Raw genomic sequence first — 14,240 nt, forward strand, 5'->3', positions numbered from 1 at the left:
CGGCCCAACGGGGCGGAGAATGTGCAGCGCCTGTCGCTACACCTTTCAACCAATGGAATATGAGAAGAAATGGCATTGGACGGCGCGTCCCTTATGATTGTGCGCCAGACGCTGAATGCGTTCTGCGAACTCCACAACATTTCGTTGGTGGATGAGCTTGCGCTTGAGGCCGCGGATCAACTCATCAAGATGGTCCTTCGTGGCGAAAGCGGGGTTGACGTACTCAAGTGGAAGCTGGACGACTGGTTTGCCTCAAGCCTTGCGGAGTGACGCTCTCAGGCCGGGCCAACAATCAGTGCGCTCTATGTTTGACCTGATCGGATCACGCCTTGTGCCTCCCGGCAATCGAGTGATTGATCATAAGGTCGGCCCGCTTGGCGGGTGCTCGCGCCATGAGGCAATCCAGTTTTCGTGCACCGGGTCCCCATTCAGCCAGCCTTTGCCGCCACGGCACAAAAGGCCCGCCAGCCACCGTGATGACTGATATCGATTGCTCCGCTTTCCACGGCGACCTGTTCGCACAGAAAACCTTTGGCAGAGGTTCCATCCGCCAGCGATATCGTCCCTATCCCCAATGGCGCGGGAATTGCGGCAACGAACCGGCCAAAGGCAGCCGGCGGCAATCGCCAGACTTCTACATCAATCTCTTTGCCTTGCCCGACTTTCGCCCGGACCATGCCGGGCTTGGGCGGAACCGTGCCGGCAAGCGCGTATAGTCGGTAGTCCGAGGACGTGCTGGCGACACGGGAGAATTCACCGCCCAGTTCGATGAGCTGATGATTGAGCTGCATTCCGGAAAGATGCGCGCCGACGACGACGATATCGATCATGTCATCCGCCGAATTTTCCGGCTCGATGATGGCCGGAACCGGCTGCGCCCAGCCGGTCGCGCCAAGGGGAAGTCCACTTGCGACGTGCAGATCGCGGGCGATTGTCGCCGTCAGCCCGTCCTTGCCCGAAGCGGCAAGCAAGGTGACGCTCGCCGGAAGGCCATCCTTGCGCGTGCCGGTGGGAACTGCGATGCCGCACATGTCGAGCAGGTTGACGAAATTGGTGTAGGTGCCGAGACGTGAGTTCTCACGGATCGGTTCTGCCTCGAGTTCGGCGACCGTATAGTGCCGCGGTGCAGTTGGAACGCAAAACAGATCCAGCGCGTCGATGACGGGTTCCAGTTTTTTCTTCAGCGCCTGAAGCGCATAAAAGCCGTCGAAGGCATCTGCTGCGGAAAGCGCCTTGGCTGCGCCATAGATCTTGCGCGTTACCGGATGGAAGCTTTCTTCGTGAACGTCGAAAAACTCCTTCACAGCAGCGTAACGCTCGGCGACCCAGGCGCCTTCGTAGAGAAGATCGGCGAGCTTGTAGAAATCGGAAAAGGAGATTTCCACCAGCCGGTGGCCCAGTTCGGTGAGTGTGGACAGGGCCTCCGCATAGGCCGCCTCCATGGCGGTGTCGCCGAAGAATTTCAGGTCCTCCTTCGCAGGTACGCCGATCGTCAGTGTTGCCGGCGCAGATCCGAAGCCGATCGCCGGCACTGTCTTCGAATAGGCATCACTTGCATCAGGCCGTGCGGCGACGGAAAACACCGCCCAGGCGTCCTCCACCGTCAGCGCAAAAATCGACACGCAATCGAGCGTGCGGCAGGCCGGAATGACACCTGCGGCGGAGAGAGCCCCGACGCTCGGCTTCAGTCCGACGATATTGTTGAGTCCGGCCGGAATGCGGCCGGAGCCTGCGGTATCGGTACCGAGAGCGAAGCAAACGATGCCCTGCGCCGTGGCGATAGCCGAGCCGGACGACGAGCCTCCCGGTACAAGTGCGGGGTCGATGGCATTCCTGGGGATAGGGTAAGGAGAACGGACGCCCACCAGGCCGGTGGCGAACTGGTCGAGGTTGGTCTTGCCGATTACGAGGGCGCCGGCCCGCTTCAACAACCGGACAACAGTGGCGTCGACCGTGGCCGGATAGGCATAGTCGGGGCAGGCCGCGGTGGTCGGCATGCCGGCGACATCGATATTGTCCTTCACCGCGAAGGGGATGCCGAACAATGGCTTTTGCGGATCGAAAGAGCCGAGCTTGCCGGCCTCGGCAAGCACGCTTTGCTTGTCTGCGATGTGGATGAATATACCGGGATCATCGACCTCGGCGATCCGGTCGAAGACCCTCTCCACGATATCGGCGACGCTGCCGCCATTGCGATAGAAATCCAGCAGCGAACCTATGTCGAAAGCCGGTAGTGAAGCCGACCCAATGCCAGTCATACCTTGTCCTCTTCCAGTATCTTCACCGGCCGGTCCCATTGGATCAGCACGACGCAGCCCGTATCGCTCCACACCGAATGTTCGGTGCCGGCCGCATTGACCACATAGCTCCCGAGGCCGTAATCGCCGGCCTCGTCGGATTGCGTGCCCTCCAGCACGAGGATCGTCTCAAGCCCCTCGTGACGATGGCGTGGGACGGACGCGCCTGCCTGATACTTCAGCAGCGCTACGCCCGGCTGGTCAGCCTCGAAAGGCTTGATCCAGTGAATAGTCACGTCCTTGCGAAAGGGACCGAATTCGAGAGCCTTCCATCCTCCGGATGTCAGCATTTCACGCGTCGTTTCAGGCATTGCCCAGTCCTTTCAGAATGTCGTCGATATGCGCCGTCCACCCGACGATCGCGCCTTGCGCCCGGATCATGGCGATTGCCGCAGCCTTGAATTCGGGGAAATAGCTTTCGGTTGCCTCTTCGCAGAGCAGGCATTCGTAACCGCGGTCGTTTGCCTCGCGCATTGTCGTCTGGACGCAGACCTCGGTGGTAACCCCGGCAAAGACGAGCTGGGTTATGCCTTTTTCTTTCAGTACCTCGCCGAGCTCGGTGGCATAGAAAGCCCCCTTGCCAGGCTTTTCGATAACCACCTCGCCATCGAGCGGGGCGAGCTCGGGGAGGATTGCGGTTCCGGCCTCGCCTGCGATGAGGATGCGCCCCATCGGCCCCGGATCGCCGATCCGAAGCTCGGGATTGCCACGGTCGCGTTTGGCCGGCGGCAGATCGGAAAGGTCCGGGCGGTGGCATTCCATCGTGTGGATGACGGGGAGGCCGGCAGCGCGAAACCCTTCGATCAGCCGCTTCACATCCGGCACGATCTTCGTCACGCGGGACACGTCGTTGCCGAGGCTCGCACCGAAGCCGCCCGGTTCGGCGAAGTCACGTTGCATGTCGATGACGACGAGTGCAAGTTCGTTCAGCCTTGCCTGAAAGGCGAATGGCTCTGCTGAAATCTCCACCATCAGTGATGCCCTGCCATGTGGGCGCCGATGACCCCGATATCGGCGCCGCGTGCCGGCGTTTCATAGACCAGCCGACCCTCCGATATGACCATGATGCGGTCGGACATCTCCAGAAGCTCGTCCAGATCCTCCGACAGCAGCAGGACAGCCGTGCCGGCATTACGGGCCCTCATGATGCGGGCACGAATTTCGGCGACAGCGGAAAAGTCCAGCCCGAAGCATGGGTTCGACACGATTAGCAGATCGACTGCACCGGTGAGTTCTCGGGCAAGCACCGCTCGCTGCACGTTTCCGCCGGAAAGAGCCGCAATCGGAGAGGACGAGGAGGCCGTCTTGACCTTGAAGTCGGAAATCAGTGCCGTTGCCCGTTTCTTCATGCCGCCCTTGTTCAGCCAGATTGCGTCGCGGCCATCGCCCTTCAGGTCGAAAGTGCGGAAAGAGAGATTTTCGATTACCGTCATCTTCGGCGCGCAGGCATTCTGCAGGGGCTCTTCGGGAATGAAGCGGACATTGTTTCTGCGGGTTTCCGCCCGTGTCGCTCCATAGGCCGCGCCATTGACCAGAACGCTGCCGGCATCGGTCTGCCGCTGGCCGGCGAGGATCTCCGTAAGCTCCTTCTGGCCATTCCCGGAAATGCCGGCAATGCCGACGATCTCGCCCGATCGGACTGAAAGGTCTTCGATCTCGATGGTCTTCAGGCCGGAGCGATCCGGCGCCTTGACCTTGCTGACTTTCAGCACGGTTTCTGCGAGGTCCCGCACCGGAGCGCGGCTGTCGAGCTCGGCCAGCTTGACGTCGCCGATCATCATTGCCGCCATGTCTGCGGTCGAAAGGTCGCTGACCTTACCGGTTCCAACCAGTTTGCCTCGGCGCAGCACGGAGACTGCATCGGCGAACTTTGTGATCTCGTGGAACTTGTGGGATATCATCAGTACGGTCAGTTCGCCGCAATCGGTCATGGCCCGCACGAGGCCCAGCATCTCGTCGGCTTCCGCCGGCGTCAGTACCGATGTTGGTTCGTCGAGGACCAGAAAAGAGCGGCCGAGATAGAGCTGCTTTACGATTTCGAGCTTCTGCTTTTCGCCTGCCGCCAGTTCACGGACGGGCCGGTCGAGCGGGATCTTGAAGGGCATGCCCTGCATGAAGGCGGCGAGTTCGCGGCGCTCCTTCACCCAGTTGATCACGGAGGGGACCTTGGCCCGGCTGATCACTAGGTTCTCTGCGCCCGTCAAGGACGGTACGAGCGTAAAATGCTGGTAGACCATGCCGAGGCCGTAGGTGGCCGCATCCTTTGGCGAGGCGACGGCAACCTCGCGCCCATCCACCGACAGTGAACCCGACGTGGCGTGGTAGAAACCCATGATGCATTTGACAAGCGTCGACTTGCCGGCGCCATTTTCGCCGAGAAGCGCATGGAAGGAGCCCGCCGGCACGCTGATCGACACGTCGTCCAGCGCCGTGAAGGAGCCGAAGCGCATCGTCATACCGAGTGTCTCGATGCCCACCGCCTTGCCGGCCTGGGGGAGGGGTGTATCGCGGATGATGTTGACGGATGATGGGCTCATGGCAATTGGCTCACGAATGTATTGGAATTGGAGACTGCGCCGAACACGCCGCCCTGCATCTTGACCATCTTGATGGCTGCCAGATGATTGCCGTAGTCGGTGGCGCCGCAGCAATCCTCCAGAAGCAGGCATTCATAGCCGCGGTCATTGGCTTCCCGCATCGTGGTGGAGACGCAGACATCGGTGGTGATGCCGGTGAGGATGATATTCTCGATGCGCTTCTGGTTGAGTATCAGCTCCAGGTCAGTTGCGCAGAAAGAGCCTTTGCCGGGCTTGTCGATGATCGTCTCGCCGTCGACCGGATAGAGATCGGGGATAATGTCCCAGCCGGGTTCGCCACGGGTAAGAATGCGGCCGCAAGGCCCCGGATCGCCGATGCCGGCGCCGATGCGCTGGGAACGCCAGCGCTTGTTGGCCGGAAGGTCGGCGAGGTCGGGGCGGTGGCCCTCGCGCGTGTGGATGATGTGGTAACCATGGCACGCATGGCCGAGAGTACGGACTTGATCGGCTCTATCGGCGCCTGAACCAGCGACAGATCGTAGCCCATATGGTCGACATAGCCGCCTGGCCCACAGAAATCCGTCTGCATGTCGATGATGATGAGGGCGGTGTTGTCGGGCCGAAGCTTGCCGTTATAAGGCCACGGATAGGGATCGGCCTCGATATAGCTCAAGGTGTTGTCGGTCAGTGGAACGGCGGAAAGGGGGCTTGAAAGGCTGTTCATCGGGTCTCTCCTCTCACTTCGTCAGGGACAGCTCGCCCGGTGCGCCGGCCAGCGCACGGTTGGGCGATGATGTGGCAATCAGGATGGCGAGCGTCAGCACATAGGGGGCGGCGTAGAACAGGTAGTAACCCTGGGTGACGCCGACCGATTGCAGGGCAGGGCCGAGAGCACCGGCACCGCCGAAAAGCAGTGCTGCCAGAAAGCAGTTGATCGGGTTCCAGCGCGCAAAGATCACCAGCGCGACTGCCATCAGCCCCTGGCCTGAAGAAATCCCCTCGTTCCATGAGCCGGGATAGAACAGCGACAGATAGGCACCGCCGATCGCGGTCAGCGATCCTCCGATTGCCGTTGCAAGCAGCCGGACACGATCTGGACTGATCCCCATCGCTCGCGCCGCGTCGGTGCTGTCGCCAACGACACGCAGGACGAGGCCGAGGCGAGTATTCTTGAAAGCCCAGAACAGGAAGAGCGCCAGCGCCAGGCCGATGAAGAACAGGACATTGATATTCAGCGCGGCCTGGACCTGCGGCAGAGAGGACCAACTGCCGAGAGGGATCGACGGCAGCTTGGGAGCCGCCGGCTGGATGAACGGCTTTCCGAGGAAAAAGGCGAAGCCGAGGCCGAACTGCATCATGGCAATGCCGATCGCGATGTCGTTGACCCGCGGGAACTTGCAGATGAAGCCGTGGATCAGCCCGAAGACGCAGCCCGCAGCCATCGCCGCAAGTACGCCGAGCCATGGAGAGCCCGTGATGACCGCGATCGCATAGGCGGTCATGGCACCGAAGACGAGCGTGCCTTCAAGGCCGAGATTGATGCGGCCGGAGCGCTCGGTGATCGCCTCGCCCAGCGATACGAAGATGAAAGGGGTCGAAACCCGGATGGCGCCGGCAAGAATCGCCAAAGGCACGCCCCATAGACCGATACCCGTCTCGTCCATCACAGGCTCCTTTTCCATAGGTCGGGATTGAAGATCTTGAAGCGACCGTAAAAGGTCTCGCAGAAGAGAATGACGATGAAGAGCGTGCCTTGCAGTGCCAGCACCGTGGCATCAGGCAGGCCCATGCGCCGCTGGATGAGGCCGCCGGATGCTTCGAGCCCGCCAAGCAGGAAGGCGATAGGGATGATGGCCAGCGGATTCTGCCGCGCCAGGAACGCGACGAGAATGCCGGTATAGCCGTAGCCGGCGGCAAGCGAGGCATTGGCGCTTCCCTGGACGGCAGCGACTTCGAGCATTCCGGCAAGCCCGGCAAACGAGCCCGCGATGGCCGTGAAGCCGACGATCAACCGGCCGACGGGCAAGCCTTGAATCTGTGCTGCCCGGACATTGCCGCCGGCCATGCGCGCGGCAAAGCCGAAACTCGTCGCCTCGATCAGGGTCCATGAGACGATGCAAGCGACGATGCCGATTGCAAGACCCCAATGTACATCCATGCCGGGCATGTCGCCGATCATGTAGGCCGTCGGCAACGGCTTGGTGGAAGGCTTGTTCAAGCTCGCTGGATCACGGAGCACGCCCTCGACGAGCTGGTTCATCAGGGCGATGGCGATATAGGCAAGAAGAAGCGAAGAGATCGTCTCGTTGACGCCCCTATAGTGCCTCAGGAACCCGGCGAGGCCGATCCACAAACCTCCGACGATCATGGCGGCCACGGCCATTAGAACGAGGAGTGGAAGAGGCGGAAGGATGCCGGCCAGCGGCACGGCGGTTGCTGCGGCCGCGACGCCACCGAGTACCAGCGCGCCCTCGCCTCCGATAATGACGAGGCCGAGCCTCGCCGGCAAGGCAACACAGAGCGCCGTCAGGAGTAGGGGGGCTGCTCGCGACAGGCTGTTCTGGATCGAGAACCAGCTGCCGAAGCCGCCGGCATACATGATCTGAAAGAGGGTGATCGGCGATTTGCCGATCACCAGGATGAAGATGGAGAATAGCGCCAGGCCGGCCAGGATCGCGGCGAGCCCAATCACGACGGGTTCTGCCCGTCGTGCCAGCCATTCGAGGATCGGGCGGAGAGAGGTCCTGCCGCCGGCTGCCATGGATAATGCGGGATCGTTTATTTCGACCGTCATCACGCTTCTCCCTTCAGGTCAAATCAGGAGGTGGAACCGACGACACCCTCGACGAGATAGGCCATGCTTTCGAGATCGATCGCATCCTCGGCATAAGCCTTGTCAGCGGTGATCACGACATTGCCCTTGTTGTCCTTGAGCGGCCCCTTGAAGACCGAAAGCTTGCCGGCCATTGCCTCGGCCAGCGTCGCCTCGAACTTCTTGCGGGCGTCTGCCGATACGCCGGGACCGAGTGGGCTCATCTTGACGAAACCGTCTTTCAGGCCGCCGCGGACGAAATTGGGGAGCTTTTCGCCGGCCTGTGCCCTCTTGGCGAAATCGGTATAGACATTGCCCCAGGCCCATTCGGCGCCTGTGAGGTACTTTTCGGGCGCAAGCGGGCTCTGATTGGCGTGGTAACCACAGACGAAAGCGCCACGACCGGCGGCAGTCTCGACCACGACCTTCGGGCTATCGACATGGCAGGTGATGACATCTGCGCCCTGGTCGACCAGTGCGTTGGTGGCTTCGGCCTCCTTGACCGCCAGCGACCATTCGCCGGTGAAAATCACCTGGCAGGTGATGGCCGGATCGACAGACCGGGCACCGAGCAGGAAGGCGTTGACGTTTTGCAAGACCTGCGGAATGGGTTTGGCGGCGATGAAGCCGATCTTCTTGCTCTTGGTCGCGTAACCGGCGGTGATGCCGTTCAGATATTGGCCTTGGTGGATATAGCCGAAATAGGAGCCCGTATTGGCAGGGTGCTTGCCTTCCTGCCACAGGCCGCCGCAATGGCGGAACTGGACGTTCGGATATTTTGCCGCCATCGCCAGCATGTGGGGATCGAAATAGCCGAAGGATGTCGGGAAGATCAGCGACGCGCCATCGAGATTGATCATCGATTCCATCGTCTTCTGGACATCGACCGTCTCGGGTACGTTTTCCTCTTCGACGATGGTGATGCCGGGCATGGCCTTGATCACGGCCGCGCCTTCGGCATGTGCCTGATTATACCCGTAGTCGTCCTTCGGGCCGACGTAAATGAAGCCGACGGTCAGTGCCGTCTGCGCCTGCGCCCGGCTGGCCACAAGGCCCGGTGCGGCGCTGGCGAGAAGTCCGGTGGCGGAGGCATGAAGAAAATTTCGGCGATTCATGGAAAGGAGTTTGGTCATCGTAATGCTCCCTCGCGGCGCTTGGCCGGTTGTGATTGGGCCGATAGTGATTACATAGTAAAGTGCATGCAATGTGCGTGCCAGAATATTAAGTATATGAATAATAATGATATTTTGTAGGCGCTTTATGGCGCCGTGATCAAAGTGTATGCAGATTTGGAAGGTGTGTGATTATTAAAATATCATTGATTATTTTATCATCGAATAGGGCAGCATCGCAGCCGATAGTGTGGCCAATTGTCAGAAAAATATTATATATTTCAATAATTTGATCACGCAGTTGACTTATTGCTGTGACCTGCCCATGTGTATGCAGGGCGCGAGCTGGAAGTTAGGATCATCGTGACGCAGGCGAGACGAAAGAAGGTTGTAAGAACGGGAACGACGGTCGAGCAAATGGTTCGGGCCATAGCCGACATGATTGTGACCGGGGCGATGCTTCCGGGCGAGAAGCTTGAAGAGATTGCGCTCGCAAGCCGTTTCGAGGTGTCGCGCACGCCGGTTCGCGAGGCACTTCGAGAGCTTGGCGCCATGGGGCTGGTCGATCGCGAACCGAACCGAAGTGCCGTCGTCATGAACGTGACGGAGGCCCACCTGCATTCCATGTTCGAGGCAATGGCAGAGCTGGAGGGCATATGTGCACGGCTTTCTGCAGAACGGATGACAGTCGAGGAGCGGCGCGCTCTCGACATGGAACACCGCGCCTCGATGAAGCTCGTCCATTCCGGATCGCCCGAAGACTATTCAGCCTACAATACGGAATTCCATAACCGGCTCTATCGCGGGGCGCATAACAATCACCTTCTCGAACTGGTAGTGCAGACGCGGGCGCGTCTGGCACCGTTTCGCCGTGCGCAGTTCCGGCTGTCAGGCCGTCTTTCGAAGTCCTACGAGGAGCATGACCGGATCGTCACCGCCATCCTGCGGGCAGACCCTGCGGCTGCGGGGCAGGCCGCCTATATGCATGTGTCGATCGTCAGCGATGCGAGTGCGGTTTTCGCCGCGCCATCGAGTTCGGCGACAGACGGCGACGCCACCGGGCTGAAGCGGCGCTCCTAGCCGACCAGCATTTCCACCGCAGTCCTGAGCAGACGCCTCGATGCGTCGGCCGTCTTGAACCCGGCATGGGCGGTCAATGTCACATTGGACAGGCTGAACCACGGCGATGTTGCCGGAAGCGGCTCCTCGTCGAACACGTCCAGCGCCGCATGGGCAATGCGCCCCTTCTCGAGAGCGTTGCGAAGTGCGGCGCTGTCGATAAGGCCGGCGCGGGCGGTGTTGATGAGGATCGACGTCGGCTTCATCAGCGCAAGCCTTGCTGCGCCGATCATCCCGCGTGTGGTGTCGTTGAGTGCAAGATGCAGCGAGATGACATCGCTCTGCGACAGAAGCTCATCGAGCGGCAGCGCGTGATCGCTCCACCGGGGCGGCAAGGGGCTGCGGTTCCAGATCGATACCGCCATGCCGAGTGCCTCGCCGATCTCGGCAAATGTCTGGCCGATGCCGCCGAAGCCGATAATCCCGAGCCGGCGACCGGCCAGTTCCATGCCTTCCAGCGGCTCCCAATGTCCAGCGCGCAACTCCCGGTCCATCGTGGCGATCTTTCGCGTGGCGGCAAACATCAGGGCCGTCGCGTGCTCTGCCACCGAGCGATCACCATAGCCGGAGATGGTGCGGACACGGATGCCCTGTCGTTCGGCGGCGGCAACGTCGATATAGCTTGTGGCGCCACTGCCGAGAAAGATGATCTCGCGCAGATGAGGCAGGCGGGCAAGCAGAGGCTCGTCCATCATCGTATGACCATTGAGAACTGTGGTCGCCTCTGCAGCGAGCGATACGATGCCTTCGGCGTCCGGGTCGCCGACATTCACCACCATCTTCTGCGCACAGTCGGGCATGACCTCTTGGAGCAGGCCGAGCATGAAGGGCGAGCAATCGATATAGACTGTCTTTGTCATTGCAGGCGTGCCCCCACCGCACGCGACAACGCACCTTGTGAGGCGAGCAGCGTGCGTGTGTACTCATGCGATGGTGCGGCGAAGATCTGCTCGGTGGGCCCGATCTCCAGCAGCTTGCCATGCAGCAGGACGGCCATCCGGTCGCACATGAAGCGCGCCGCATCGAGATCATGAGTGATGAATACCATGGCCATTCCCGTCTCGGCCTGAATGTCCTTGAACAGGTCAAGGACCCCGGCGCGAACCGAAACGTCGAGTTTGGAGACTGCTTCGTCGGCCACGATCATGCTGGGTTCTAGCGCGATGGCTCTTGCAACCGCGACACGCTGCAACTGCCCGCCGGAGAGTTGGTGGACGTAGCGGTCCGCATGGGCCGCAGTCAGTCCGACGCGTTCCAGCAGTGCGATCGATCGCTTCGGTATGTCGACGCGAGGGCAACCGACCATCACGAGCGCCTCCGCCAAAGAGGCGCCCATGGTCGTGCGAGGGTTGAAGGAGCCACCCGGATCCTGGAAGACCATCTGCAACTGCCGGCGCATGCCGCGCAATGCCCGTTCGGGCAGATGGGTGATATCGCGCCCGCGATAGACGATCTCGCCGCCGGACGGCGTGTAGAGCCTAAGCAACGTGCGGCCGAGGGTGGTTTTCCCAGAGCCGGATTCACCGACAAGGCCGAGGATTTCGCCGGGCTGGATATCGAAACTGATGTCATCCAGCGCCTTGAATGCGGCTCTGGTGCGGGAGCCCGGGAAGGTGACCGACAGGTCCCGGACCTTGAACAATGGTTCCGCTTCACCCTTGGATGCCGCCGCACTTTCTGTCCCGGAGACGACGGTCTTGGCGCGGCTGTTGGAAAGCTCCAGGGCCGTATCGATCAGCTTCTTGGTGTAGGGATGCTGAGGATCGGTGAATACCGCCTTGGCTTCACCGGTCTCGACGATTTCGCCGGCATTCATCACGGCAATCCGGTCACAAAGCGATGCCGCGACGGCCATGTCATGGGTGACGAAGATCATCGCTGCCTTCAGCCGGTTGCGCATGTCGAGGAAGAGTTCGAGAATCTGCGCCTCGACCACCTTGTCGAGATTGGTGGTCGGTTCGTCGGCGACGATCAATGCAGGCCTGAGTGCAATCACCAGCGCAATCAACGCGCGCTGCAGCATGCCGCCGCTCAGTTGATGCGGATAGAGATCGATCACCTCGGTCGCACGCTTGACGCCGACTTCTTCCAGCAGCGTGATACCGCGCTGTCGTCCGTCATTGGCAACGCCGGCCTGTTTCAGGATCTGGTCGAAATGCCAGCCGATCGTCTTGGCTGGATTGAAGGAGCCGACCGGGTCCTGGAAGATCATCGCCAGTTGCACGCCGCGCAAGCCGGCAAACTGCCCCTCGGACATGGGAGGCAGGTCGACGCCATCGAAGCGCATCTCGTCGGCTGTGACCTTGGCATTATCGGGCAGGAGCCGTAGCAACGACATGCCCGTCATCGTCTTGCCGGAACCGGATTCGCCGATGACGCCGAGGATCTCGCCCTTGTTGACCACCATGTCGATGCCGTGAAGGACTTCGTTCTCCCCACGGCCGGTGCGGAAGGCGACGCGAAGATTGCGGATTTGAACGATCGGATGCGTCGTCATCGGTCACGCCCTTTCCTTGAGACGGGGATCGGTCATGTCGCGAATGCCGTCGCCGAGCAGGTTGATGCCGAGAAGCGCAATCGAGATTGCCATGCCGCTCATCGTCAGAACCCAAGGCGCGCGGCTGAAATATTCCCGGCCATCGGCCATGATGCCGCCCAGAGAGGGGGTCGGTGGCTGCACGCCAAGTCCGATGAAGCTCAGCCCCGCCTCGAGGATGATCGCAAATGCAAGAGCGACGCTTGCCTGGACCATGATCGGGGCTGCAATATTCGGCAGGATCTGGGTCAGCATGATTGCGCTCGGCCGCCGGCCCATGAGGCGTGAAGCCTGGACGAAAGGTTCTTCGCGGATCAGCATCGTGGTGTTGCGCGAAATGCGGGCGAAGATCGGCAGGTAGACGAGTGCGATTGCACCGATGATATTGGCCGTTGAAAAGCCGAACACGACCATCAGCAGCATCGCCAGGATGAAGCTCGGGAATGCGAAGAGCAGGTCCGAGACACGCATCACGACCTCATCGATCCAGCCACCGAAATAGCCGGACGCCATGCCCATGGCGCAGCCGAACACGGTCGCGATCAGGATGGAGCCGACGCTGATGGCGATCGATACCTGACCACCGGCCAGAACCCGGGCCAGTACGTCGCGCCCGAAACTGTCCGTGCCGAAGGGATGGGCGAAGGAGGGAGGCGCAAGAATGGCCATGAAGTCCATGTCTTCCGGGCCAAAGCTCTGGATGTGAGGGCCGATGAAAACCGCAAGCAGCACGAACAGGGTGATGAACAGACCGACTGCTCCGGTTCGGTGGCGCAACAGGCTGAAGAGGGGGGAGGTCAGGGCGCGCATCAGCGTGTCCTTTTCGGATCGAGAAGCATGCAGATGAAGTCGGTCAGCATGTTGACGGCAAGAACGATCGACAGGAACACCACCGTGCAGGTCTGCAGGACCGGGAAATCGCGGGAAAATGCGCCGTCGACCATGAAGGACCCGACGCCCGGAATGCCGAAAATGCGTTCGACGACGACAACACCACCCAGAATGTAGCGGATCTGTAGTCCGACGACGGTCAAATAGGGCACCATCGCGTTGCGCAGCACGAAATGGATGAAGATGAACCATTCATTGAGGCCGAAGGAACGGGCTGCCGTCACATAGGAACGGTTCATCGTCTCGATCAGCACGGCGCGCAGGGTGCGTGAGAAGACTGCCGCCATGGGAGCGGCGATGGCCAGAGCCGGCAAGAAGCCGGAATAGAGCGCGCCGGCGACGCTGTCGGCAGGCGAAACATAGCCATAGGTGGGGAAAAGGCCGAGGCTGAGGCCTAACCCGAAGATCAGAACATAGCTCAGCCAGAAATCCGGCATTGAAATGCCGAAAACCGCGAGCGAGGTCGCCGCCGTATCGATGAGGCGTCCCCGATTCAAGGCGGCAAGGCTTCCGAGGATCAGCGAGATCACCACCGCCAGGGTGAGCGCATAAAGCCCGATGAACAGCGTTGCCGGTAGTTTTACCGCAAGAAGCAACGCAACCGAACGGCCGGAGGCAACGGCGAGCGACGTGCCGAAGTCACCATGCAGCATGCCGAACAGCCAGTTCAGATATTGCATCCAGACCGGTTGGTCGAGGCCGTAATGGGCCCGGAAAGCGGCAACGGCGTCAGGCGTTGCCTGTTCGCCGAGTGCGGCAAGCGCCGGATCGCCCGGCGCTGCCTTCATGGTGAAGAAGATGACGATTGTGCCGACAAGCAAGACGGCGAGAGCGCCGAGGAGCTTTGCAGCGAAACCGGCCGCAATGCTTCCAAGACCCTTTCGTGCCGCTCGACGCGCGGTGGTCTGGCCGACCGTTTCGCTTACCGGCGCCATC

Annotated in this window: 13 protein-coding genes and 1 pseudogene; 2 read left to right on the plus strand and 12 right to left on the minus strand. The window is 61.0% G+C overall.

Annotated features, from left to right (window positions below; genetic code table 11):
• Positions 1–69 precede the first annotated feature (69 nt).
• Positions 70–270, plus strand: a complete 201-nt coding sequence (locus NCHU2750_RS23330; RefSeq protein WP_119944136.1) for a hypothetical protein — start codon at positions 70–72, stop codon at positions 268–270.
• 158 nt (positions 271–428) lie between these two features.
• Here NCHU2750_RS23330 and atzF read toward each other — a convergent pair whose 3' ends face one another.
• The 8 genes and pseudogenes from atzF to NCHU2750_RS23370 form a co-directional block, all read right to left on the minus strand.
• Positions 429–2,258, minus strand: coding sequence for an allophanate hydrolase (gene atzF, locus NCHU2750_RS23335; protein ID WP_119944137.1), 1,830 nt, complete (start codon positions 2,256–2,258; stop codon positions 429–431).
• Positions 2,255–2,608 carry a cupin domain-containing protein gene (locus tag NCHU2750_RS23340; protein ID WP_119944138.1) on the minus strand — a complete coding sequence of 118 codons (354 nt, stop codon included), beginning with the start codon at positions 2,606–2,608 and terminating at the stop codon, positions 2,255–2,257. The genes atzF and NCHU2750_RS23340 overlap by 4 nt, the downstream gene beginning before the upstream one ends.
• On the minus strand, positions 2,601–3,269 hold the full coding sequence (locus NCHU2750_RS23345) for a cysteine hydrolase family protein (RefSeq protein ID WP_119944139.1): 669 nt from the start codon (positions 3,267–3,269) through the stop codon (positions 2,601–2,603). The genes NCHU2750_RS23340 and NCHU2750_RS23345 overlap by 8 nt, the downstream gene beginning before the upstream one ends.
• Positions 3,269–4,834 carry an ABC transporter ATP-binding protein gene (locus tag NCHU2750_RS23350; protein ID WP_119944140.1) on the minus strand — a complete coding sequence of 522 codons (1,566 nt, stop codon included), beginning with the start codon at positions 4,832–4,834 and terminating at the stop codon, positions 3,269–3,271. Before NCHU2750_RS23350 ends, NCHU2750_RS23345 begins: the two co-directional genes overlap by 1 nt.
• Positions 4,831–5,558 (minus strand): annotated as a pseudogene (biuH, locus tag NCHU2750_RS23355) (biuret amidohydrolase). The gene NCHU2750_RS23350 and the pseudogene biuH overlap by 4 nt, the downstream one beginning before the upstream one ends.
• A 13-nt stretch (positions 5,559–5,571) precedes the next feature.
• A complete protein-coding gene (locus tag NCHU2750_RS23360; RefSeq protein ID WP_119944141.1) occupies positions 5,572–6,498 on the minus strand; it encodes an ABC transporter permease in 927 nt (308 codons plus the stop codon).
• Positions 6,498–7,628 carry an ABC transporter permease gene (locus NCHU2750_RS23365; protein WP_119944142.1) on the minus strand — a complete coding sequence of 377 codons (1,131 nt, stop codon included), beginning with the start codon at positions 7,626–7,628 and terminating at the stop codon, positions 6,498–6,500. Before NCHU2750_RS23365 ends, NCHU2750_RS23360 begins: the two co-directional genes overlap by 1 nt.
• A 23-nt stretch (positions 7,629–7,651) precedes the next feature.
• Positions 7,652–8,779 carry a BMP family ABC transporter substrate-binding protein gene (locus NCHU2750_RS23370; RefSeq protein ID WP_119944143.1) on the minus strand — a complete coding sequence of 376 codons (1,128 nt, stop codon included), beginning with the start codon at positions 8,777–8,779 and terminating at the stop codon, positions 7,652–7,654.
• A 342-nt stretch (positions 8,780–9,121) separates the two neighbouring features.
• Here NCHU2750_RS23370 and NCHU2750_RS23375 point away from each other — a divergent pair, with 342 nt between their 5' ends.
• Positions 9,122–9,838 (plus strand): GntR family transcriptional regulator, encoded by a 717-nt coding sequence (locus NCHU2750_RS23375; protein ID WP_119944144.1) that lies wholly within the window; start codon positions 9,122–9,124, stop codon positions 9,836–9,838.
• Here NCHU2750_RS23375 and NCHU2750_RS23380 read toward each other — a convergent pair.
• The 4 genes from NCHU2750_RS23380 to NCHU2750_RS23395 are packed head-to-tail and all read right to left on the minus strand — an operon-like array spanning position 9,835 to position 14,239.
• Positions 9,835–10,737: an NAD(P)-dependent oxidoreductase gene (locus NCHU2750_RS23380; RefSeq protein ID WP_119944145.1), complete on the minus strand. Its 903-nt coding sequence runs from the start codon at positions 10,735–10,737 to the stop codon at positions 9,835–9,837. The genes NCHU2750_RS23375 and NCHU2750_RS23380 overlap by 4 nt on opposite strands.
• A complete protein-coding gene (locus tag NCHU2750_RS23385; RefSeq protein ID WP_119944146.1) occupies positions 10,734–12,374 on the minus strand; it encodes a dipeptide ABC transporter ATP-binding protein in 1,641 nt (546 codons plus the stop codon). The genes NCHU2750_RS23380 and NCHU2750_RS23385 overlap by 4 nt, the downstream gene beginning before the upstream one ends.
• Before the next feature lie 3 nt (positions 12,375–12,377).
• Positions 12,378–13,223 (minus strand): ABC transporter permease, encoded by an 846-nt coding sequence (locus NCHU2750_RS23390; RefSeq protein WP_119944147.1) that lies wholly within the window; start codon positions 13,221–13,223, stop codon positions 12,378–12,380.
• Positions 13,223–14,239 (minus strand): ABC transporter permease, encoded by a 1,017-nt coding sequence (locus tag NCHU2750_RS23395; protein WP_119944148.1) that lies wholly within the window; start codon positions 14,237–14,239, stop codon positions 13,223–13,225. Before NCHU2750_RS23395 ends, NCHU2750_RS23390 begins: the two co-directional genes overlap by 1 nt.
• Position 14,240 lies beyond the last annotated feature (1 nt).

The organism is Neorhizobium sp. NCHU2750, from assembly GCF_003597675.1.
Lineage (GTDB): Bacteria > Pseudomonadota > Alphaproteobacteria > Rhizobiales > Rhizobiaceae > Neorhizobium.